The sequence below is a fragment of the Bacillus rhizoplanae genome (assembly GCF_917563915.1).
GTDB lineage: Bacteria > Bacillota > Bacilli > Bacillales > Bacillaceae_G > Bacillus_A > Bacillus_A rhizoplanae.
The window spans coordinates 1-21,008 of sequence record NZ_CAKJTI010000007.1 but is presented as its reverse complement, the minus strand read 5'-3'; the positions used below and the strand labels follow the sequence as shown (position 1 = coordinate 21,008).

The following is a 21,008-nucleotide window of genomic DNA, read 5'->3' as shown; positions in this document are numbered from 1 at the left end:
TCCTAATTAATGCATCATGCGGCGCACTGCATAAATTTCTGGAACTCGTTTAATGCGTTCCACAACTTTTTTCAAATGCTGTAAGTTATGAATAGAAATAGACATATGAATCGTCGCCATTTTGTTGCGGTCGCTTCTTCCTGAAACAGCCGAAATATATGTTTTCGTTTCTGTTACAGCTTGCAATACTTCATTTAGTAAACCGCGGCGGTCATATCCTGAAATTTCAATATCAACGTTGTATTCAATTTCTTTTTCTGGGCTGCCTTCCCACTCTACATCCAGCAATCTTTCTTGCGCTTCTTCTGTATGAACATTTACGCAGTCTGTACGGTGAATCGATACACCACGACCTTTCGTAATATAGCCAATGATGTCATCGCCTGGAACTGGATTACAACACTTTGATAAGCGGATAAGCAAATTATCAGCACCACTTACTTTCACACCAGAATCCCATTTCCGAATTTTCATCGGTTTCCGAACTTCTTTTACTTCCGTTATTTCTTCTTCACGTTGCTTGCGGAATTTATCTGTTAAGCGCGTCACAATTTGGGATGCGGTAATGCCGTTATAGCCAACAGCGGCAAACATGTCCTCTTCGTTCGCAAAATTAAATTTCTCAGCAACACGTTTTAAGTTATCAGATGCTAATACTTCTTTCATTTCATACTCAAGGCCTCGCACCTCTTTTTCAACAAGCTCGCGACCTTTTTCAATATTCTCATCACGGCGCTGCTTTTTGAAAAATTGACGAATTTTATTTTTCGCGTGCGATGTTTGAGCTAATTTCACCCAGTCCTGGCTTGGACCATATGAATGCTTAGATGTTAAAATTTCAATGATGTCACCTGTTTTTAATTTATAATCAAGAGTCACCATCTTACCGTTTACTTTTGCACCAATCGTTTTATTCCCTATTTCAGAGTGAACGCGGTAAGCAAAGTCAATTGGAACAGAACCAAGCGGCAATTCCATTACATCTCCTTTTGGTGTAAAGACAAACACCATATCAGAGAATAAATCAATTTTTAAGGACTCCATAAATTCTTCTGCATTCGAGGCTTCATTTTGCCATTCTAAAATTTGACGGAACCATGTTAATTTTTTCTCAAGCGTTCCTGTTGTGTCAACCGCTTGTCCTTCTTTATATGCCCAGTGTGCTGCGATTCCGTATTCTGCAATTTCGTGCATTTCTTTCGTGCGAATTTGCACTTCAAGCGGATCGCCTTTCGGTCCAATTACTGTTGTATGCAGCGACTGATACAAGTTTGCTTTTGGCATTGCAATATAATCTTTAAAACGGCCTGGCATCGGTTTCCAGCACGTGTGAATAATACCTAGAACTGCGTAGCAATCTTTAATACTATTTACGACAACACGAACAGCTAACAAATCATAAATTTCATTGAATTGTTTATTTTGCATTGCCATTTTACGGTAAATACTGTAAATATGCTTTGGACGACCAGAAATATCCGGTTGAATCGCCACTTCTTTTAACTTGTCACGAATTTCTACCATAACTTCATCTAAATATTCTTCACGTTCGGCACGCTTGCGTTTCATTAAATTGACAATACGATAATATTGCTGCGGATTTAAATAACGAAGCGCTGTGTCTTCTAGTTCCCACTTAATCGTATTAATTCCGAGTCTATGTGCTAATGGTGCGAAAATTTCCAATGTTTCATTTGCAATGCGACGCTGCTTTTCTTGTGGTAAATGTTTCAGCGTACGCATGTTATGAAGACGGTCAGCTAGTTTAATTAAAATCACTCGAATATCTTGCGCCATTGCGATAAACATTTTTCGATGATTTTCCGCTTGTTGCTGCTCATGTGATTTATATTTAATTTTCCCAAGCTTTGTGACACCATCAACAAGCATCGCAATCTCTTTTGTAAATTCACGTTCAATATCTTCTAACGTTACCTCTGTATCTTCTACTACATCATGTAAAAAGCCTGCAGATACAGTAGACGGATCCATTTGTAAATCAACTAAAATACCTGCTACTTGAATCGGATGAATGATATATGGTTCTCCTGATTTTCGGTATTGCTCACTATGTGCGGCACGCGCAAATTCATAAGCGCGCGCAACAAGATCAATATCATCATCTTGTAAATATTGCCCTGCTCTCTCCAGTACCTGTTCAGCTGTTAGTACTTGTTCATTCGCCATCTAATCACCTTTTATTAAAGATTAATAATCTCTTTCCTTGCCAATTAGAATAATTTTTATTTTACCATTATAACGTAATGATTGTGAATTGTGAAAAGGAAAAGATTTTATAAACATTTCACTTTACTTTTTCGATAAATATATAAAAATACCCGATCCTCTCAAAGAGATTCACGGGTACTCCTTCATGTCGCCCTGTTTCCGATTAATATTTTTCTAATACTAATACGTCATAACCGTCTAACATTTTACGGCCATCTAAGTAAGTCAACTCTACTAAGAATGCAATCCCTGCAACAACACCGCCAAGTTCTTCTACTAACTTAATTGTCGCTTCGATTGTTCCGCCTGTAGCTAATAAGTCATCTGTAATTAATACTCGTTGACCAGGTTTAATCGCATCTTTATGAATTGTTAATACATCTTTACCATACTCTTTACCGTAATCTACTTTGATTACTTCGCGTGGTAATTTACCTAATTTACGAACTGGTGCAAAGCCCACTTCTAATGCGTAAGAAACTGGGCATCCAATAATAAAACCACGTGCTTCTGGCCCTACTACAAGGTCGATATTTCTTTCTTTCGCATAAGCAACGATTGCATCCGTTGCTGCTTTATATGCTTTTCCATCATTCATTAAAGGTGTGATGTCTTTAAAGACAATCCCTTCTTTCGGATAATCCGGTACAATTGCAATATGTTGCTTGAAATCCATATTTATGAATCCTCCTCAAATATAAAAGGGTTGTAAATACAAATCCTTTATCCTAACTGTTCTACTTCTTTATGATTACGAATCGTTTCAAACCATGCATATAATTGTTGATATGTGCTATAAACCAGTTCCTTTTCTAATTGTAAGTGGTTTATTTTCTCACGATACGTGTTTGATTCGGTTAAATCACGCTTTTTCATTTCTTCTGCCATAAAAATGACACCGTCTTTTATTGTAACAAATTCTAACTCAAAAAACACCTGTGTCATGAAATTTACTGTGTCTTTTGACCAACCTTTATGACGGCAAAGTTGCTCTCCGTATTGACGAAGAGAAAATGGTGCTTTTTGATGTAAAAATGAATAGTACCATTTAAAATGTTCCCTCGTTGGAACCGTACTAAATAAATGATTGTTTTCTTGATAAAAAACAGCATAAATACGCGCTGGGAATCCTTTTTCACATATGCACTTTAAATCTTCTGTCGCGTCTGGTAAATCAAGAACAACAACATAACGACCTTCTAATGTTGTCACATCTTTGGCGTGTACAAGATAATCTGTATACGCTTCTAAAGAAAACTTTTGCAATGCTTCTTCCTTAAAATACACAATTGTCAGTTTATCACGCGAAAGATCAGCTAGATTTACTTCTACATTACGCATGCTGCGCCAATCAAATAATTGCCAAGCTTCTACAGCAATATCTTGAATCATAATTTGTGGTTTACGGAAATTATTCCATTCATTAATAGAAACTTCTCCAACGATCGATACGTGCGCTACAGGAGAAATTTCTTTTGCAAATGCACCAAAACCAAAACCAACACTATCTAATGTCGCTTGGCCATCACGAAGTGTCATTTTCAAATGCGAACCATCAGAACCAATTGCACGAATACTTTCAAGACCTGCACCTTTCACAGCGATACGCGGCTTTGGATTTCCAACACCAAATGGGGCAAGCTTTTGCATTTCTTCAATTGCAGCAAGCGTTACATCTTCCACGTCACACACTGCATCTACTGCAGTGACTGGAATAAAATCTTCATCTGATAGCTGAACCGCAGCTTGCTCGTTTAAGCGTCGGCGCAGTTCACTGACATCATTCATACTAAGCGTCATACCAGCAGCCATTGGATGCCCGCCAAAATGTGGTAAAATGTCCCGGCAATCTGATAAATTGGCATACAAATCAAAACCTTCAATACTACGGGCTGATCCTTTTGCCGTTCCTTTTTCCTGATCAATGCTTAGTACAATTGTCGGACGATAAAAGCGATCTACGAGCTTTGAAGCAACAATCCCAATTACACCAGGATTCCAACCTTCTTTTGCAAGAACTAATACTTTATTCTCTTCCGGCGGATAATGTGCTTCCACTTCCGCAATCGCTTCTTCCGTAATTTGCTTTACAATATCTTTTCGCAATTTATTCAGTTCATCAATTTCTTGTGCAAGTTCTTTTGCTTCTTCTACATCTTCTGACAATAGTAAATGCACAGCTGGCGTTGCATCTTCTAAGCGCCCAACTGCATTAATGCGTGGTCCAATTGCAAACCCAACACTCTCTTCTGTAATTTCACCTTGCGAAATATTAGCAACTTTGAACAGTGCTTGTAATCCTACTCGCTGCGTTGTTCGCAATTTTTTCAGTCCACGCTGCACGAGTAGGCGGTTTTCACCATAAAGAGGCACTAAATCAGCTACTGTACCAATAACTGCGATTTCTAATAAATGTTCTGGCACACTCCCAAGCAATGCATGAGCAACTTTAAACGCAACCCCAACACCTGCTAAGTAATGAAATGGATATACACCACCGTCTAGCTTCGGATGAATGATTGCTAAAGCTTCCGGCAATTCTGGTGGCGGCTCATGATGATCGGTAATAATTAAATCGATGCCAAGCTCCTTTGCAACCTGTGCCTCATGAACAGCTGCAATTCCCGTATCAACCGTAATAATAAGCGAGAAACCTGCACGGTGCGCCCAGCGAAACGCCTCTTCATTCGGTCCATATCCTTCTGTAAATCGGTTCGGAATATAAAACTCTACATCCGCTCCAAGTTCTTGCAATGCTAAAAATAAAACGGTTGTACTACTAACACCGTCTGCATCATAATCACCAAAAATTAAAATTTGCTCTCCATTTTGAATCGCTTGGCGAATACGCTCTACAGTACGGTCCATACCTTCTAATAAAAACGGATCGTGAAATTCTTGCTGCTCCGTATTTAAAAAGTCCACAATCTTTTCTTCCGTATCTAAACCTCTATTCAATAATAGCGAGGTAACAAGAGGAGACAATTGAAGTTTATTTGCCAATTGTCCTACAAGTTCCTCATTATTACACTTTTCTTTCCAACGCGTCTTCGCTTGTAACAACGAAATCACCCCTCAACCTATCCATTATACTAGACAGACTAAGGGGTGACAATAAAGCGAAACTTTCCTTTAGTGCTTTTTGCTAAAGGTTAGTTGAGTCAATCGGGCTCAAACGGGCAGTTCTTCTTCTTGAAGCTTCCACATTCTACTGCCCGTTTGAGCGGGGTAAAGTGAGACTTCTATTTTGGGAACGCACTTCTCCCAAAATGGTTAGTCGAACCAATCGGGCTCTTAGGGACAGTTCCTTCTCTGCATTCACTACCGCACTACTGTCCCTTTGAGCGGGGTAAAGCGAAACTTCCTTTCGCATTTTTTGCTAAAGGTTAGCCCCGCCAATCGGACTCTTACGGGCAGTTCTTCCTCTTCACCTACATTAATCAGGAGAATACGGATTAATGTGCACGAAAACATTTTGCACATTGTCTTGCTGCATGAGCACCTCTTTCACATGTTTACCAATGCGATGTCCATCTTCTACCGTAATGTACGGATCGACAGACACTTTAATATCAACGATGACATAGTGCCCATGCTCTCTTGCATATAGTGAGCCTATTTTCTTTACTCCTTCCACTTGCATAACAGCTTCTCTCATCGGAACGATATCTTCCTCATGAAGCACATGATCCAACGTTGTATGAATTGCTTCTTTTCCAATATCCCAAGCCATTTTTGTAACGAGTAAAGATACAAATAAACCGGCGACTGGATCGGCATATACAAGCCAATCCATGCCCATTTTACTTCCTATAATCGCCGAACAAATCCCAATTAAAGCCGCAATTGATGAAAATACATCCGAACGATGCTCATACGCGTTTGCAATAATGGCATCACTATTAATCCTTTTACCTAACTGATATTTGTAGCGAAACATCCCTTCTTTCACAACAATAGAAAGAAGCACAGCAATAACAGTAATCCAGCGCGGCGGCTCTAGCACTTGTGTAAAAGCTTTAATAGAAGAAATGACAATTTCAATTCCAACAATAAATAAAAGAACAGCTACGATAATCGCTGAGATAGATTCCGCTTTTCCATGTCCATATGGATGGTCGTCATCAGGCGGTTGCTTTGCTGCCCGCAGTCCAAAAAAGACTGCTAAAGAGCCAATGACGTCCGAACCAGAATGAACAGCATCTGCCATAAGCGCCTTACTATTCCCAACATATCCGATAACTGCTTTGATAATCGCAAGCACAATATTACCGACAATTCCAACAATCGCTCCAAATTCCGCTTGTTTAAAACGTTCATCTTTTTCCATAACCGAAATCCCTTCTTTCGCCAACCTACACTTTATCCCGCACTAACGATCAGTAAGCCCCCACCTTAAGATTTAGAGAAATCGAAGAAGTGAGGTGGGGACTTACTGCTCCTAAGAGCCCGATTGGTTCAACTAACCTTCTGGAAAAAACGTTCTAGAAGGAAGTTTCACTTTATTTTATCCCCGAACAAAAAAGAAATGCCTACAATGAGGCATCTCTTTTTATTCAAACTTAAGTGATTTTACTTATACTTGCGGTTCAGACGTATTTACTTCAACTTTCTTCTGACCTTTTCCTTTTTTCAAACGACGGCTTTCTAGCATCAGCCAAATTTGGGATGCAACGAAGACAGAAGAATACGTACCAACAATTAAACCGACAAATAATGCAATTGAGAAGTTACGCAATGACTCACTGCCGAAAATTAATAATGTAATAACAGGTAGTAACACTGTCATGACCGTATTAATAGAACGACCAATCGTTTGACGAATACTCGAGTTCACAATCTCTTCTAAATCACTTACAGTACGAATTTTTTGTTTCTGTTTGTATAACTCACGGTTTCGGTCAAACGTAACAATTGAGTCATTAATAGAATAACCGATAATCGTTAACACTGCTGCGATAAACGTTAGATCAACTTCTAGGTGAAGCAAGCTGAACACAACAATAATGAAGAATGCATCATGTAACAGTGCTAATACTGCCGATAGCGCATATGTGAAGCGGAAACGAATACTCACATATAAAATGATAACAGCTGATGCTATAAACACTGCAATAAGTGCATTTCGCGCAATTTCTTTTCCAATTGTCGGAGAGACTGTACTTACGTTTGGTTCTGTACCATATTTATCATGGTAGAATGTTTTTACTTTCGCAATATCATCTTTTGATAGTACACCAATTGTACGAACAGCAAATCCTTTATTATCATTACCTGTCGGCACGATATCTTCTTTCTTCACATCTATGTTTAAATCATGTAACTCTTGTTGTACTTGTGAAACCGTTATGGATTGATTTGTTTTAATGTCCATGCGCGTACCGCTTGAAAAGTCAATTCCAAGATTCAACTTAAAGATTGGTAAAATAATCGCACCTAGAATCATCACAACAACAGAGAACCAGAAAAACTTATGTCCAATATTAACAAAGTTAACACGGTCAAATTTCGTTGGTGCATGTACTACACCTTTTGATAACGGACTGACTTCCTTCGGTTTTACACCAAAGTAAGAATATTTTTTATCAAAGTAACGACTCTTAACAAGTAAGCCAAGTAAGAAACGTGTACCGTAAACATTTGTAAGGAAGCCGACGAAAATACTTACAATTAAACTTGTCGCAAATCCTTTAACAGAGCTTGTACCGTATACAAATAAGACAGCAGCTGCCGCAAGTGTTGTAATATTCGCATCTAAAATCGTTGATAACGAACGCTGATTACCTGCGCGATATGCTGACAACATCGATTTTCCGATGCGCAGTTCTTCTTTTAGCCTTTCATATGTAATAACGTTTGCATCAACCGCAATTCCGACCCCGAGCACTAGTGCCGCTATACCCGGTAACGTTAGAACCACATGCATCCAATTGAATACGAGTAACGTTATGTAAATATATAAACCAAGCATAATTACCGCTACAAGACCCGGTAGACGATAGAATACAAGCATAAATAAGAAAATAAGAGCTATACCAATCGCACTCGCAAAAATTGTTTTTTGCAATGCCTGCTCTCCAAATTTTGCTCCAACAGAAGTAGAGTATATTTCTTTTAAATCAACAGGAAGTGTTCCGGCATTTAATAAATCTGAAAGTTGTTTTGCACTTTCTACTGTAAAGTTTCCACCAACAATAGATACTTCCGCTTGATTAAATACTTGATTGACAGTAGCTGCCGATAAATATTTAGGATTTGGCTTCGCTGCTTCTGCCTTATAAGAATCTTTTCCTTCTTCAAAATCAAGCCAAATTACCATTAAATTTGTTGGCTGCGGCATGCTAGATACTTTTTCAGTTACTGCACGGAACTTATCAGCACTCTTTAATTTTAGACTAACGCTTGGACGTCCTTGTTCATCAAACGTTTGCTTTGCTCCATTCGTTGCTAAATCTGAACCATCCATAAGAATGTTATCATTTACATCACGAAATGTTAATTTCGCTTGCGTTGATAACACATCTCGAGCTTGCTGCTGATCTTTTATACCTGCAAGCTGCACACGAATGCGATTATTTCCTTCAATCTGGATATTCGGTTCACTTACACCAAGAACGTTTACACGTTTTTCTAGTGCACCAACCGTACTCACAAGAGTGTCGTGGGTAATTTTATCCCCTTTTTTCGCTGGTTGTACTTCATATAAAATTTCAAAACCGCCTCGAAGATCAAGCCCGAGGTTAATCCCTTTTGTAATGTTTTTTGTCGTTGCTCCAATGATTCCTCCAATTAATAACACAACGAGGAAAAAGGCAACAATTCTGCTACTTCGCTTTGCCATATGTTTCTTGTTCCTCCTTTGAACAAAGGCCCTTGTTCCAAAATTACCTCTTTATCAGTATTCATTATTATACTCCAAGAGGAAGAACAAACCAATTACAACCTATTATTTATTTTCATATTCTTCGAACGACCAAAGCGGTGCTTGATACGCCTTCATCGTTAAAAATGTCATGTAATCGTTAGCTGTTAACGTTAACACATCATTTACAAGCTCATGCAATCTGACATCTCTATCTACTTTTTTCCACTTTCGGGTCTTTAAACATTTCCAAACGTCTTCCGCTGTAACGCGATCATAGCCGAGCATTTGAAACTCTTCTACTTTACTTTCTAAGACGATTCTTAACTGTTCCCGGTATGCTTCTATTAACTCTTCTTTTCCAACCACTTCCAGCTCATCTCCTTCTTATCTCACGTTCCTCATTTCAAATGCTTGTCATGCTTGCCTTATAGTTGCATATAAATTATTGTAAATCATTCCATTGATTTTGAGAAGGTAGGAGAAAACTATGACGAAACAAACCTTTTTACGAGGTGCTTTTATTTTAATGTTAGCTGGTTTTATCACGAAAATATTAGGCTTTATTAACCGCATTGTAATGGCACGCACTTTAGGAGAAGAAGGTGTTGGATTATATATGATGGCTGTTCCAACATTTATATTAGCTATTACCATTACGCAAATCGGTCTCCCAGTCGCCATTGCAAAACTGGTCGCTGAAGCAGAGGCTACACATGATAAGCAACAAGTAAAAAAAATATTAACTGTTTCATTAGCTATTACCTCAGTCATTAGTATTCTATTAACAGCCGGAATTATGCTTCTGACACCTTTGTTAGCAGAAACATTACTAACCGATAAACGAACCTATTATCCATTAATCGCTATTTTACCCGTTGTACCTGTTATTGCAGTTTCCTCTGTGCTTCGTGGTTATTTCCAAGGGAGACAAAACATGAAACCGAGCGCCTACGCACAAGTACTAGAACAAGTTGTTCGCATTACAATTATCGCAGTATGCATACGCTTTTTCTTACCGTATGGAGTAGAATACGCTGCAGCAGGGGCAATGCTATCTGCCGTGCTCGGAGAAGTTGCTTCTCTTTTATTTCTATTAACGTTGTTTCAAAAAGAAAAACATCTTTCTATTCGATCTCATTTTATAGGTACTGTGAAAGAAAGCAAAGACACCTTTTATTCTTTAATGGATATTGCACTTCCTACAACAGGTAGCCGCCTAATCGGATCCATTTCTTACTTTTTCGAACCAATTGTTGTCATGCAAAGTTTAGCAATGGCCGGAGTTGCAGCCTCTATCGCAACACAGCAATACGGTATATTAAATGGATATGCCTTTCCACTTTTGTCTCTGCCAGCTTTTATTACCTATGCTCTTTCAACAGCACTCGTTCCTTCTATTAGCGAAGCAAACGCCAAAAAGCAGCACCGTTTAGTAGAGCGTAGATTGCAGCAAGCAATGCGCATCTCTCTTATTACAGGAGGCTGGTCCGTTGTTATTCTATACGTATTCGCCGCACCGATTTTAACTCTTATGTACGGTTCCGATAATGCGACCCTTTTTATCCAAGTACTCGCACCTTGCTTTTTATTTCACTATTTTCAAGGACCGCTCACATCGGTATTACAGGCCTTAAATTTGGCACGTGCTGCCATGATGAACACGTTTATTGGAGCCATTGTAAAATTACTTGTTATTTTCGTCCTTGCCTCGCAGCCAGAATTTCAAATGATGGGTGTCGCACTTGCAATCGCAGCAAATATCGTTATCGTTACCTTACTTCACTATGCAACGGTATTAAAAAAGATCACGTTTACTATTTACATAAAAGATTATGTATACGGATTGCTTGCCATGATCATTGCCGGAGGAGCAGGTTTCTATATGCATAAACACATTTTCTTTTCACCTTCACTGGGTATGCAAACATTATGGGAAGTACTATTAACTACAGCACTTTATATCTTCCTTTTAATCCTCTTTCGCCTTATTAGAAAAGAAGAATTACTTCGATTACCTATCATTCGTAAATTCTCTTTTTTAAAATAAAAAGTTGCTGCCTATTTCAAGAAGCAACTTTTTATTTATCTTTTAGATCAACAAAAAACTGACCGTTTTGAAAACTACAATATGAAATGTTTTCAATATCCTTATACCCTAATTTCTTTAGTTTTTCTTCCAGCCATATATCGGTATGTTCCATCATATATAAATGTTTTCGCTGAATTTCACCATCAATAATAAGCGGAACTGAAAATAATGGTGTGTCATTTTTACTTTTTTTACTTTTTTGTTTTTCAAATACTGATAATCTTCCAGATGGCTCTAAAATGGCATATTCCACATCACGTATATCACCGATACTTTGCTCACGCAATTGCATGAGCAAATCATCCATATTGTAACGCTGTTTACGCATTTGCTTCTCATCGATTTTCCCCTCACGCACGATAATAGCCGGCTCTCCTTCTAATATATGACGAAGACGCTGACTTTTTAACGAAACAAGGGATAAAGCAATTTGAATGACCATAATAAGCATCATCGGAACGAGTTGATGCCAAATGGATTTATCCATATTTTCAATCGCAATAACCGCCATTTCACCAAGCATAATAAAGACAACTAAGTCCAAAACGCTCAATTCACCAATTTCACGCTTTCCCATTAGACGAAAAATAATGAGCATTACACTGTATAAGATAATTGTTCGAAAGACAATTTGAACTAGTTCCATCTTTCATTTCCTTTCTCGTTGCAATTTCTACATATTAGTTTCCCCGCACAAAAAGAAACTAGTCTAACTTAGCAAAACAGGAAATATGCTTGTATTAGAAAGGAGAGATGCTCTATGGATGGAACAAAAAAATTATCAATTGCAGTTGGATTCGGCATCGTTACCTTACTTATCTTCGCTTGCCTAGCAAGTATCATCATTGCTTTATTATTGAAGTTTACAAACATAAATGAAGGAACTTTATCCATCGCACTTTTTGTCCTCGCAATTGTGTCGACAATAATCGCTGGATTTGTTGCTGGGGTAAAAGCACAAGGAAAAGGATGGTTTGTCGGTGGATCCACTGGAGTCGTATTTGCCATTCTCGTATTTCTTGTAAATTATTTAGGCTTTTCATCGGCGTTATCAAAGGTACAGCTTCTATATCAACTTGTGATTATTGCAGCAAGTACAATTGGGGGCATACTCGGAGTCAACATTGGTAAGCGTACAACATATTAAAAAAAGCTGTCCTAAAAGTAATACTTTTGGGACAGCTTTTTTCATTAGCTTTTTACAATTTCACGAATCGCACTGCGATCAAATGTAAGGTGTGAACCACCAGATTTAATCACAATTGTTGTATCAGTTACAGATTCAATTGTACCGTGCATGCCGCCAATTGTTACGATTGCATCACCTTTTGACAGTTCGCTTTGCATTTGTGCTACTGCTTTTTGACGCTTTTGTTGCGGGCGAATTAATAAGAAGTAGAAAATCGCAAACATCGCAACGATCATGATAATATTCATCATACCTGGATTCATCTTTTATTCCTCCTTAATTATTATGTATTAGAAATTTTTAGCATTTGGTTTATTAAAGCCATACTGTTCAAAGAACTCATCACGGAAGTCTCCAAGACGGTCTTCACGAATAGCTTGTCTCACCTGCTCCATTAATTTTAACAGAAAATGCAGGTTGTGATAAGACGTTAAACGAATTCCGAATGTTTCATCACATTTCATTAAGTGACGAATGTATGCACGTGAATAGTTTTTACATGTGTAACAATCACAATTTGGATCAAGCGGGCCAAAGTCTTTTGCAAATTTTGCATTTTTTACAACTAAACGACCTTCACTTGTCATACATGTACCATTTCGCGCAATACGAGTTGGAAGTACACAGTCGAACATATCGATACCACGAATTGCACCGTCAATTAACGAGTCTGGAGATCCAACACCCATTAAATAACGAGGCTTATTATCTGGAAGAAGTGGTGTTGTAAATTCAAGCACACGATTCATAATATCTTTCGGTTCTCCAACAGATAAACCACCAACTGCATAACCCGGGAAATCCATTGAAACAAGGTCGCGTGCACTTTGACGCCGAAGTTCTTCAAACTCTCCGCCCTGTACAATACCAAATAAACCTTGATCCTGCGGACGCTGATGTGCTTTTAAACAACGCTCTGCCCAGCGGCTCGTACGCTCTACTGATTTTTTCATATACTCAAATGTCGCTGGAAACGGCGGACACTCATCAAATGCCATCATAATATCAGAACCAAGTGCATTTTGAATTTCCATTGCCTTTTCTGGCGATAAGAATAATTTATCTCCATTTAAGTGATTGCGGAAATGAACACCTTCTTCTTCAATGCGGCGGAAGTCACTTAAACTAAATACTTGGAAGCCACCAGAATCTGTTAAAATCGAACGATCCCAGTTCATAAATTTATGTAAACCGCCTGCCTCGCGTACAATTTCATGACCAGGACGAAGCCATAAATGGTATGTATTACTTAAAATAATCCCCGCATCCATTGCTTTTAACTCTTCTGGCGACATTGTTTTTACTGTCGCAAGTGTTCCTACTGGCATAAAAATTGGCGTTTCAAATGAACCGTGCGGTGTATGAACGCGGCCTAAACGTGCTCCTGTTTGTTTACATGTTTTAATTAATTCATAACGTATTGCTGTCATATAGTTACTCCTTTTTATTTCTTCTCTACTTTAGAGTGAGATGCAACAAACATCGCATCACCGAAACTAAAGAAACGATACTTTTCTTTTACCGCTTCATTGTACGCATGAAGAACATTTTCTCTTCCTGCAAATGCGCTCACAAGCATGATTAATGTTGATTTTGGCAAGTGGAAGTTTGTAATCAAACCATCGATTGCTTTAAATTCATATCCTGGATACATGAAAATATCGGTCCAGCCAGAAGCTGCGCAAATCTTACCATTATTGTCTGTTGCAATTGTTTCAAGCGTACGCGTTGATGTTGTACCAACAGTGATAATACGGCCGCCTTCTTGTTTTACACGATTTAGCAAATCTGCTGTTTCCGCCGACATATGGTAATACTCTGCGTGCATATGATGTTCTTCGATTGTATCTGCAGAAACTGGTCTAAATGTCCCAAGTCCAACATGCAGTGTAATAAACGCTAAATGAACGCCTTTTTGCTTCAGTTGTTCTAATAGCTCTTCTGTAAAATGAAGCCCCGCTGTTGGCGCTGCTGCTGAACCAACTTCGCGTGCAAATACCGTCTGATAACGGTCACGATCTTCAAGCGTTTCTTTAATATACGGAGGAAGCGGCATTTCACCAAGTTCATCTAAAATTTCATAGAAAATACCGTCATACGAAAATTCCAAATGACGACCACCTTGTTCGCCAGTTCCAACACATGTTGCTTTTAGTTTTCCCTCACCAAAAGAAATTACCGTTCCTTCTTTCACACGTTTCGCAGGTTTAACAAGCGTCTCCCAAGTATCTCCATCTTCTTGCTTTAATAAAAGCACTTCAATATGTGCACCTGTATCTTCTTTTACACCATGCAAACGAGCAGGCATCACTTTCGTTTCATTTAAAACTAAGCAATCACCCTCATGTAAATAAGAAAGAATATCAGTAAAATGTTTATGCTGAATCTCACCCGTTTCACGATCTAACACCATTAATCTTGATGTTTCACGCTCTTCAAGCGGTGTTTGTGCAATGAGTTCTTCTGGTAAATGAAAATCAAACAGATTAATATCCATAACTATGTTCACCTATTTCTATTTAAATCGATTTATAACATACATAATAAAAGATAATACAATACTTATCACAATACACGTAATGATAGGAAAATAAAAGGTAACGTTCCCCTTTTTCACAAAAATATCGCCTGGAAGTCTCCCTATAAACTTCCAAGCTAATCCAACAACAACCAAAAGGATACCAGCCGTAATAAGCAGCTTTGACATATCCATCATACTTGCGGCATCTCCATTCCGAAATGTTCATATGCAAGCGGTGTAACAATGCGGCCCCTTGGTGTTCTTTGCAAGAAGCCAATTTGCAGTAAGTACGGCTCATACACATCTTCAATTGTATGAGATTCTTCCCCAATCGTTGCTGAGACTGTTTCTAACCCAACTGGACCGCCGCGAAATTTTTCAATAATACCAAGCAATAATTTATGATCAATATGATCTAGTCCAAGTTTATCTACTTGCAGTAGTTCAAGTGCCATTTGTGTAATATCCATCGTAACGGTTCCATCACCGCGCACCTGCGCAAAATCACGTACACGGCGCAGTAAACGGTTCGCAATTCGCGGTGTACCTCGTGCACGCCTTGCAATTTCTAAGGCAGCCAACGAATCAATTTCAACTTCAAACACTTCTGCTGTACGTTCTACAATGGCTGATAACTGATTAACTGTGTAATATTCTAAACGAGACAATACACCGAAACGATCTCGAAGCGGTGCGGATAACGCACCTGCACGCGTCGTTGCACCAACTAGTGTAAACGGAGGTAAATCGAGCCGAACAGAGCGCGCTGTCGGACCTTTTCCAATTACAATATCAAGACAGAAATCTTCCATCGCTGGATATAATACTTCTTCAATTGAGCGATGTAAACGATGAATTTCATCAATGAATAAAACATCACCTGGCTGAAGCGCCGTTAATACCGCTGCTAAATCACCTGGTCGTTCAATTGCCGGTCCTGACGTTGTACGAATATTAACGCCCATTTCATTCGCAATAATATTTGCTAATGTCGTTTTCCCAAGTCCTGGCGGTCCATACAATAAGACGTGATCTAACGTTTCTTCACGCATTTTTGCCGCTTCAATAAATACTTCTAAATTATGTTTTGCTTTATCTTGCCCAATATATTGACGGAGCGTTTGTGGTCTTAACGAATATTCTAAGTCCACATCTTCATATGCGGATTCCCCCGAGACAAGACGTTCGTCCATTCTACTCACCTCTTACCATTTAGTAAAAGACTAAGTGCCTTTTTAATATATTGATCCGTCGTAAGTGACTCTTTTAATAGTTCTGGCACAACGCGAGACACTTCTCGCTCTGCGTATCCAAGTGCTCTAAGTGCTTCCAGTGCTTCATCAAGCTCCGCAGATGTTCCTTTCTTCTCATCGAAACGCTCTGCATCTGAAAATAAGTCAACAAAGGCATCCGACACAACATCTGCCAATTTCCCTTTTAAGTCTAAAATCATTTGACGCGCTGTTTTCTTTCCAACACCCGGGAACTTCACTAAGAATTTTTCATCCTCATGTTCAATCGCCTGCACAACCTGCCCTGTTTGACCAGAAGCTAGAATCGCAAGGGCACCTTTTGGTCCAATCCCCGATACACCTAAAAGCTTTGTAAATAACAAACGCTCTTCACGCGTTTTAAATCCGTAAAGGGCCATGATATCTTCTCTTACATAATGATATGTATATACGCGAAGTTCTTGTTCACTTCTTTGGAATACATACGGATTTGGCGTAAAAATTTGATAACCAATTCCTTTATGGTCAAGAACGATATATTCCGGTCCTACATATTCCACATAACCTGTAATATATTCAAACAAAACTGTATCTCTCCCTCTCAAATCATGTATTCCATTTTAACATAAATAACGATATAAATGCGAGATTCCCCCAACAAATGTTCTCTATTCTATTTTGTCATTTTCATATTGACAGAGCACCTTCAAAAAATTAATATTGCAAAATGATTTTAGAAAAACAAAAATAAGAAACAGCCGTAGCTATTTTAAGCTACGGCTGTTTCCATTACTCCTAGAATACTGCTCCATATCCTTCATTACTTCCACAAATCGCTCTTTTGATTTCACCCGAATCCCGCGCTTCAACCGTTCACGCTGATAACTCTCCATCTTTTTCATATCAATTTGAAAGAAGGAATGAATGACATTATCGGTTTCTGGCACACCGTTAAAAATTTGGAGAATCCCCTCTTTCGAAACCCCAAAATAACCGCTTGTTTTTAATAACGGTGAAATATCATCAATGCGCTTTTGTAATACAATTTGCCCATCGTCTCGATCAACAAGTTGCCACTCTTTATATTGCTCCAAAAGCTTTTCTAAATTCACGACCTTTTCCGTGAAGATTTCCTGACTCACTTCCCCGTCTAAATATGTACGCTGCAACATGATTGTAATTTGAGGTTCTTGTTGCACTGCATTACCCGAACTTTCTGCCAATGCTACACTCGATTCATGATAAAAACAAAACACAGCTAGCACGATTTGCATTGCAATGATCATGAATTTCATATGCTGTCACCTCTTTTAGGGAAAATAAAAAACTTCTATTTACAGTTTGACCGAAAATAGAAGTTTTATCCCCTAGAAAAGCGGCGCCGACTGTTAACCCACTTAGGCTAAGGTTCTTAGGCGGAAGGAGCTAGGAGGCGAAGCTAGACAATACGAAAAGCGGAACTGACTAGAATAAAGTGAAACTTCCATCAGTGGGGGGGTCTTCATCCCCCACTGATGGTTAGTTGAACCAATCGGGCGCATGCCAGCAGTTATCCCCCACCTATTTTCCTCGTTTCTTTTTGAATCTTGAGGTGGGGGTCTTACTGCCCGTTAATGCGGGATAAACAACAAAAAAGCGGAATAGGATCTTCATCCTACTCCGCTAGGTTTCTATATAATAAGAAAGACGCCTGTCATGCAGGCGTCTTGATGCGTTTTACGGCGAGAGACCAGGCGGCCACATCCGCGTGTTTAGCACTTAAGCATATCTCTCGTCTTACGTAAATTAGCTCATCGCTTTGTTAATATAACATTAATCATGTAAGAAAGCAAGAAGAAAATGAATTACATTGCCATCGTTGGCTTGGAATACATAGCTATCTACGCCAATATTTCCACCACCGGTGCTACGCATAACGAAATTGCTATTTCCAGTTACTTTATATCGACCAACTGGAATATCCTTTTCCGCTTTTACTATAACATACAGAAAAAAGGTCAAAATCACGTGTTCTTATATTTAAGCTCCCACTGTGACATATTCATATTTCATATGTAAAAAGGGGAAAGGGCTAGCCCTTTCCCCTTTTCATTATCGCACCACATTATTTACATTTGCACGAAGGTCTTGGAACAGCTGCGTTACGTCACGATTTAAATTGTTTGTAACTGTCCCATTTCGAAGACTTGTGCTCAACGTGTCAACACGAGTAAACATATCTTCTTTTGCCGTTACATAGACATTTCGATTGTTAACAAGCGGCGCAACAGCTTTACGAATGTCATCTGTTAATGCTTTTTCATCTGTCCCACTGCGAGATTTTACTGCAATGACAACATCATTACCACGCACAACAGTAGAAACACGTTCCACGTTAGGCATACCCTTTACACGATTGGTAACAGCTTCAGCTGTTTTGGAATCAGCGTTAGCAGGCGCGTTGTTCATCGTCACATTACGAGTTGGATATGGATTCGCTATTTGACCGTGATAATTTACATCACGGTAATAATTGTACCCGACGTTATCACGACGATCATGAATGTTTTGGTTAATATTGGAATATTTTACATTTCCATACTGGTCTGTTTTTGCATTGTTACGGTATGTGACATAATCTGTGGTACGATCTGTACGAGTTACATTATTGTTATACGGATAGGTATTATCGTACGATGTACGCTGATAATTATAAGTTGCATTACGGTCCATCGCACTTTTATTTGTAGTCGTACCACATGCAGCTAAAGCACTGGTAACTAACAAAGAAGCGGCAATAAGTTTAATTTGTTTGTTCAATATGAAAACCCCCTCTGTTAGGATGAACTTTTCTTTCGAAAAGCTCCTTCTTATCATGAGTCGCAAAGGGGGTTTTTACACTGTCAGTATTTTACTTAAAAGTTTGGAGGTGCTGCTGCTAAACGACGTTTATGCTCCGAGCGGGCATGAAGACGCTCAATGATAAGGCGATCCTTTTCAGGAACCTCTTCACCTTTCAAATACTTGTCAATCATGTTATATGTTGTACCCATTTCATTTTCGTCTGTTTGACCTTCCCAAAGACCTGCGCTTGGCGCTTTATGTATAACTTCATCTGGTACACCTAATACTTTTGCCATTTCTCGTACTTCACCTTTTGTGAAATGAACAAGAGGCACTAAATCTACGCCGCCATCGCCATACTTTGTGAAATATCCAGTATGCCATTCTGCCGCATTATCTGTTCCAACAACAAGGTATCCAAAGTTGTTTGCAACAGCATATAATGTTGTCATACGAAGACGAGCACGTGTATTTGCATCACCTAATGTTGCACGTTCTTCATCCCATTTTCCATTTGACTTCAGTTGCTCTTGTACTGCACCAAATAATGTTTTATGTGTCTCTGTTAAATCAACGATATAATGATCAATTCCAGAACTTTCTACAACTTTTAATGCGTCTTCTTGATCTTTCGGGTTACTTTTACAAGGCATAATAACGCCTAAAGAGTCATTTGGACATGCACGTTTAATTAAATGCGTTACAACAGCAGAGTCAATGCCGCCACTAATTCCAACAATAAGACCTTTTACATTTGCTTCTTTTACTTTCGTTTGTAACCACTCAACAAGTTTTTCAGTTTTTTGTTCCATTTCTGCTACTTCCTTTCTCAGCAGGATTCATTTGTACTCATTTTATCCCGCATTAACGGGCAGTAAGACCCCCACCTCAAGATTCAGAGGGAAGCAAAGAAGATAGGTGGGGGATAACTGCCCGTAAAAGCCCGATTGGTTCAACTAACCATCAGTGGGGGATGAAGAAAACCCCCATTCACTTTATTATATTATCTAATCTTTTCCGAATTTCCAAACAGATTTTCACAAAAAAGCCGTTCTTTATAAAAGAACGGCTCCCTGACACTCTTTTTAATTTTCCTCTTCTTCCTGATATAGTGTACCAAATATAGAAGGAGGACTTGGTGGATAATACATTGTACCCGGCTGCGGTGTATACGGAATATATGGGTTTTGCTGATAAGTTTCACGTGGGAAATATGGTATACCTGGCTGCGGGCTATACAATTTAGGTTCATCATCACAACCACAATCCTCTTGTATTGGCGCAATTGGCGGTGCATTATTATCCATTGTTATAGGTGCGACATTTGGATTTGGCATAGAAGTGTATTGCATATCATATGGTGGCATGCCGTGCATTGGCGGCATACCTTGCATTGCTGGCATGCCGTAGTATGGGTTTTGTTGATATGGCATTTGATTATGTGGTCTTGGCATCATTTGCTGTGGATATGGTGATTGATATGGCATCTGTTGTGGGTATGATGGTTGATATGGATACGGCATTGGTGCAAATGGTGGCATTTGATTATTTTCCATCATCGGCATCATACTTGGCATTTGATTACTTTCCATCATCGGCATCATATTTGGCATTTGATTACTTTCCATCATTGGCATCATATTTGGCATTTGATTACTTTCCATCATCGGCATCACATTTGGCATGTGGCTACTTTCCATCATCGGCATCATGTTTGGCATGTGGCTACTTTCCATCATCGGCATCATGTTTGGCATGTGGCTACTTTCCATCATCGGCATCAATTTTGGCATGTGTCTACTTTCCATCATCGGCATCACTTTTGGCATGTGCCTACTTTCCATCATCGGCATCAAGTTTGGCATGTGGTTACTTTCCATCATCGGCATCACGTTTGGCATGTGGCTACTTTCCATCATCGGCATCATTTTTGGCATGTGCCTACTTTCCATCATCGGCATCATTTTTGGCATGTGTCTACTTTCCATCATCGGCATCACATTTGGCATGTGGCTACTTTCCATCATCGGCATCACGTTTGGCATGTGGCTACTTTCCAT

The 21,008-nt window shown here is 39.0% G+C and carries 19 protein-coding genes and 1 pseudogene; 2 read left to right on the top strand and 18 right to left on the bottom strand.

From position 1 onward, the window contains the following. Positions 1 to 6 precede the first annotated feature (6 nt). The 6 genes from relA to LRP84_RS09070 all read right to left on the bottom strand — a co-directional run bounded on the left by relA (position 7) and on the right by LRP84_RS09070 (position 9,460). On the bottom strand, positions 7 to 2,187 hold the full coding sequence (gene relA / locus LRP84_RS09095) for a GTP diphosphokinase (protein WP_230574795.1): 2,181 nt from the start codon (positions 2,185 to 2,187) through the stop codon (positions 7 to 9). 205 nt (positions 2,188 to 2,392) lie between these two features. Continuing rightward, positions 2,393 to 2,905 carry an adenine phosphoribosyltransferase gene (locus LRP84_RS09090; RefSeq protein WP_230574794.1) on the bottom strand — a complete coding sequence of 171 codons (513 nt, stop codon included), beginning with the start codon at positions 2,903 to 2,905 and terminating at the stop codon, positions 2,393 to 2,395. 47 nt (positions 2,906 to 2,952) lie between these two features. Beyond that, positions 2,953 to 5,292, bottom strand: coding sequence for a single-stranded-DNA-specific exonuclease RecJ (gene recJ / locus LRP84_RS09085; RefSeq protein ID WP_230574793.1), 2,340 nt, complete (start codon positions 5,290 to 5,292; stop codon positions 2,953 to 2,955). A 373-nt stretch (positions 5,293 to 5,665) separates the two neighbouring features. Then, complete coding sequence (locus LRP84_RS09080; protein WP_230574792.1) at positions 5,666 to 6,559, bottom strand: cation diffusion facilitator family transporter; 894 nt, start codon at positions 6,557 to 6,559, stop codon at positions 5,666 to 5,668. Between the two features lie 246 nt (positions 6,560 to 6,805). Beyond that, a complete protein-coding gene (gene secDF / locus LRP84_RS09075; protein ID WP_230574791.1) occupies positions 6,806 to 9,070 on the bottom strand; it encodes a protein translocase subunit SecDF in 2,265 nt (754 codons plus the stop codon). A 105-nt stretch (positions 9,071 to 9,175) separates the two neighbouring features. After that, positions 9,176 to 9,460: a post-transcriptional regulator gene (locus LRP84_RS09070; protein WP_230574790.1), complete on the bottom strand. Its 285-nt coding sequence runs from the start codon at positions 9,458 to 9,460 to the stop codon at positions 9,176 to 9,178. Positions 9,461 to 9,581: 121 nt separating this feature from the next. Between LRP84_RS09070 and spoVB the strand changes: the two genes are divergently transcribed. Next, positions 9,582 to 11,141 carry a stage V sporulation protein B gene (gene spoVB, locus LRP84_RS09065; protein WP_230574789.1) on the top strand — a complete coding sequence of 520 codons (1,560 nt, stop codon included), beginning with the start codon at positions 9,582 to 9,584 and terminating at the stop codon, positions 11,139 to 11,141. A 31-nt stretch (positions 11,142 to 11,172) separates the two neighbouring features. Here spoVB and LRP84_RS09060 read toward each other — a convergent pair whose 3' ends face one another. Next, a complete protein-coding gene (locus tag LRP84_RS09060; RefSeq protein ID WP_230574788.1) occupies positions 11,173 to 11,829 on the bottom strand; it encodes a DUF421 domain-containing protein in 657 nt (218 codons plus the stop codon). Between the two features lie 114 nt (positions 11,830 to 11,943). On the opposite strand from LRP84_RS09060, the gene LRP84_RS09055 reads away from it, so the two are divergent. Next, positions 11,944 to 12,330: a TIGR04086 family membrane protein gene (locus LRP84_RS09055; RefSeq protein WP_098308013.1), complete on the top strand. Its 387-nt coding sequence runs from the start codon at positions 11,944 to 11,946 to the stop codon at positions 12,328 to 12,330. Positions 12,331 to 12,374: 44 nt separating this feature from the next. On the opposite strand, the gene yajC is transcribed toward LRP84_RS09055, so the two are convergent. The 11 genes and pseudogenes from yajC to LRP84_RS09000 all read right to left on the bottom strand — a co-directional run. After that, complete coding sequence (yajC, locus tag LRP84_RS09050) at positions 12,375 to 12,635, bottom strand: preprotein translocase subunit YajC (RefSeq protein WP_098308015.1); 261 nt, start codon at positions 12,633 to 12,635, stop codon at positions 12,375 to 12,377. A 27-nt stretch (positions 12,636 to 12,662) separates the two neighbouring features. After that, on the bottom strand, positions 12,663 to 13,802 hold the full coding sequence (tgt, locus tag LRP84_RS09045; protein ID WP_098308017.1) for a tRNA guanosine(34) transglycosylase Tgt: 1,140 nt from the start codon (positions 13,800 to 13,802) through the stop codon (positions 12,663 to 12,665). A gap of 14 nt (positions 13,803 to 13,816) precedes the next feature. After that, positions 13,817 to 14,869 (bottom strand): tRNA preQ1(34) S-adenosylmethionine ribosyltransferase-isomerase QueA, encoded by a 1,053-nt coding sequence (queA, locus tag LRP84_RS09040; protein WP_230574787.1) that lies wholly within the window; start codon positions 14,867 to 14,869, stop codon positions 13,817 to 13,819. Between the two features lie 18 nt (positions 14,870 to 14,887). After that, positions 14,888 to 15,088, bottom strand: a complete 201-nt coding sequence (locus LRP84_RS09035) for a DUF2905 domain-containing protein (protein WP_098308021.1) — start codon at positions 15,086 to 15,088, stop codon at positions 14,888 to 14,890. Continuing rightward, positions 15,085 to 16,086: a Holliday junction branch migration DNA helicase RuvB gene (gene ruvB / locus LRP84_RS09030; RefSeq protein WP_098308023.1), complete on the bottom strand. Its 1,002-nt coding sequence runs from the start codon at positions 16,084 to 16,086 to the stop codon at positions 15,085 to 15,087. Before ruvB ends, LRP84_RS09035 begins: the two co-directional genes overlap by 4 nt. Positions 16,087 to 16,091: 5 nt before the next feature. After that, positions 16,092 to 16,709, bottom strand: a complete 618-nt coding sequence (ruvA, locus tag LRP84_RS09025) for a Holliday junction DNA helicase RuvA (protein ID WP_230574786.1) — start codon at positions 16,707 to 16,709, stop codon at positions 16,092 to 16,094. Between the two features lie 180 nt (positions 16,710 to 16,889). Continuing rightward, on the bottom strand, positions 16,890 to 17,420 hold the full coding sequence (locus LRP84_RS09020; RefSeq protein WP_098308027.1) for a BofC C-terminal domain-containing protein: 531 nt from the start codon (positions 17,418 to 17,420) through the stop codon (positions 16,890 to 16,892). A 517-nt stretch (positions 17,421 to 17,937) separates the two neighbouring features. Then, positions 17,938 to 18,126 carry a hypothetical protein gene (locus tag LRP84_RS09015; RefSeq protein ID WP_230574785.1) on the bottom strand — a complete coding sequence of 63 codons (189 nt, stop codon included), beginning with the start codon at positions 18,124 to 18,126 and terminating at the stop codon, positions 17,938 to 17,940. Positions 18,127 to 18,216: 90 nt separating this feature from the next. Further along, positions 18,217 to 18,924, bottom strand: a complete 708-nt coding sequence (locus LRP84_RS09010) for a YhcN/YlaJ family sporulation lipoprotein (protein ID WP_230574784.1) — start codon at positions 18,922 to 18,924, stop codon at positions 18,217 to 18,219. 95 nt (positions 18,925 to 19,019) lie between these two features. Beyond that, positions 19,020 to 19,760, bottom strand: coding sequence for an NAD(+) synthase (nadE, locus tag LRP84_RS09005; protein WP_230574783.1), 741 nt, complete (start codon positions 19,758 to 19,760; stop codon positions 19,020 to 19,022). A 273-nt stretch (positions 19,761 to 20,033) separates the two neighbouring features. After that, a pseudogene (locus LRP84_RS09000) lies at positions 20,034 to 21,008 on the bottom strand (SafA/ExsA family spore coat assembly protein); the annotation flags it as partial.

Coding starts and splice junctions, on each gene's coding strand:
- relA (WP_230574795.1), bottom strand. CDS start 2,187: ATGGCGAATGAACAAGTACTAACAGCTGAACAGGTACTGGAGAGAGCA.
- LRP84_RS09090 (WP_230574794.1), bottom strand. CDS start 2,905: ATGGATTTCAAGCAACATATTGCAATTGTACCGGATTATCCGAAAGAA.
- LRP84_RS09080 (WP_230574792.1), bottom strand. CDS start 6,559: ATGGAAAAAGATGAACGTTTTAAACAAGCGGAATTTGGAGCGATTGTT.
- secDF (WP_230574791.1), bottom strand. CDS start 9,070: ATGGCAAAGCGAAGTAGCAGAATTGTTGCCTTTTTCCTCGTTGTGTTA.
- spoVB (WP_230574789.1), top strand. CDS start 9,582: ATGACGAAACAAACCTTTTTACGAGGTGCTTTTATTTTAATGTTAGCT.
- LRP84_RS09060 (WP_230574788.1), bottom strand. CDS start 11,829: ATGGAACTAGTTCAAATTGTCTTTCGAACAATTATCTTATACAGTGTA.
- LRP84_RS09055 (WP_098308013.1), top strand. CDS start 11,944: ATGGATGGAACAAAAAAATTATCAATTGCAGTTGGATTCGGCATCGTT.
- yajC (WP_098308015.1), bottom strand. CDS start 12,635: ATGAATCCAGGTATGATGAATATTATCATGATCGTTGCGATGTTTGCG.
- tgt (WP_098308017.1), bottom strand. CDS start 13,802: ATGACAGCAATACGTTATGAATTAATTAAAACATGTAAACAAACAGGA.
- queA (WP_230574787.1), bottom strand. CDS start 14,869: ATGGATATTAATCTGTTTGATTTTCATTTACCAGAAGAACTCATTGCA.
- LRP84_RS09035 (WP_098308021.1), bottom strand. CDS start 15,088: ATGATGGATATGTCAAAGCTGCTTATTACGGCTGGTATCCTTTTGGTT.
- ruvB (WP_098308023.1), bottom strand. CDS start 16,086: ATGGACGAACGTCTTGTCTCGGGGGAATCCGCATATGAAGATGTGGAC.
- LRP84_RS09020 (WP_098308027.1), bottom strand. CDS start 17,420: ATGAAATTCATGATCATTGCAATGCAAATCGTGCTAGCTGTGTTTTGT.
- nadE (WP_230574783.1), bottom strand. CDS start 19,760: ATGGAACAAAAAACTGAAAAACTTGTTGAGTGGTTACAAACGAAAGTA.